Source organism: Campylobacter sp. RM9328 (assembly GCF_012978615.1).
Map to the genome: position 1 here is coordinate 1 of NZ_LIWF01000041.1, position 1,853 is coordinate 1,853.

The 1,853-nt window shown below is 39.8% G+C and carries 1 protein-coding gene; it reads left to right on the forward strand.

Going from position 1 to position 1,853, the window contains the following annotated elements; all coding sequences use genetic code 11:
• A partial coding sequence (locus CCAL9328_RS10530) for an autotransporter domain-containing protein (protein ID WP_170000623.1) occupies positions 1–1,853 on the forward strand: 1,853 nt, incomplete at both ends.

Genomic DNA, 1,853 nt, shown 5'->3' on the forward strand with positions numbered 1-1,853 from the left:
GTAATCATAGATGGCACCGCTACAATTATCGGAAATATAACCGGTGGTGAAAGTTTAAAAGCAGATGGCACAGCAAATTTCAATAAAATAACCATAGGTGAAAATGTCGATATATCACAAGTTACACAGATTACTGGTGCTACAAGCGCCCAAGGCACCGCAAATAAAAACGATATAACCATCGGCGGAAGTGTAACAGGCAATGTAACTGGTGGTGAAGGCCAAACCGGTGCTGAAAATAATAATATAAGTGTAGCTGGTAGCGTAGGTGGCAATGTAATCGGTGGTGATGGTAAAACCGGTGCTGAAAACAACAATATAAATGTCGCTGGTAGTGTAGGCGGTGATGTAATCGGTGGTAAAACAGATAGTGGTTCAGCTGGTAATAACATTATAAATATAGATGGCAATACCCAAGGAAATATCATCGGTGGTCAAACTAACGATCCTAATGGCCAAACTGGTGGCAACCAAATAACTGCTAATGGCAATGTAGATGGTAATATCTATGGTGGTTATAATGAAGCAACACAAAAGGTTCAAGGTAGCAACAACACAATAACCCTATCAGGCAACCTTACTAAAGTAACTGGTAATATCCAAGTAGGTGATACCACTAGCAATGGTGGTAGTGGAAATACCCTAAATATAAATACTAAAAACCCTGTAACCCTAGAAGGTAAAACTAATGGTGCTCAAAACATCAATATAGCAGTAGGCAATCTAGGTGCTGGCGATGCGGCTGTAACTATCGGCCCAAACGGCTCAATAGATGTAGGTGGCACTACTATTAGCGCTAAACTAAATGTAAAAGATAGCTTCAATCCTGGTGATACGCTAAAGCTATTTCAAACACAAGGCAATGCTAAAATCGAAGGCGAAGCAAATAATGTAGATGTAACTGCCATAAAAGGTGGCGCACTAACTTATAAGATAGAAGTAGATAAAAGCGACCTTACCAAACCTGCTGAAGCAAAAATAACAGGTATAACACCTGAAACAAAAACTATAAGTGAAGGTCTAGTAGCTGGTGCGGCTACTATATCTGTAGCTTCTGAAAACGCCGCTGGTAAGGGGGTAGAGTCTGCTGCTAATTCTACTTATGTAAATATGGCTACTGCTGGTGCTGGAACTGCTGTGGTAGCTCCATTTGGCTCTTCAATGGGTGGATCAAGCAAGATAAAAACTGGCTCTTATGTCAGATCAACTGGTATTAGCCTAATAGTTGGTGCGGCTGCTGGTAAATATACTGATGATGGCAAACTAACCATAGGGCCTTTTATCGAAATGGGTAAAAACTGGTATAGCACATATAATGACTTTGGTAATGGCGAGATAAGAGGTGATGGTGATAGTAGATATATCGGTGCTGGTTTGCTAGCTAGATATGACTTTGGTAGCATTATAAGCTCTAGGCCATATGTAGAAGCCTCTTTTAGATATGGTAGAAACTACAATAGATATGAGAATATCCATATGAATGATGGCTTTGGAAATCATGCCAAATATCATATGAATACAAACTACATTGGCTATCATCTTGGTGCTGGATATGAGTTTAGAAAAGATGATAAAGCTATTGAGTTATATGCTAAATATCTATATACTCGCTTAGCTGGTGATGAGATAGAGATTATGCATATACCATATGTATTTGAAGCTGTCGAGTCTCATAGGCTAATAACTGGTAGTAGATATAAGATAGATTTAGACCCTAAAGATAACTTCAAAATCACGCCTTATGCTGGGGTGGCTTTGGATTATGAGTTTGAAGGTAGCGGGGATGTGTATGCGTCTGGATTTGCTGTGGATTCACCTACGCTAAGAGGCGCATCTACTATGCTAGAAGCTGG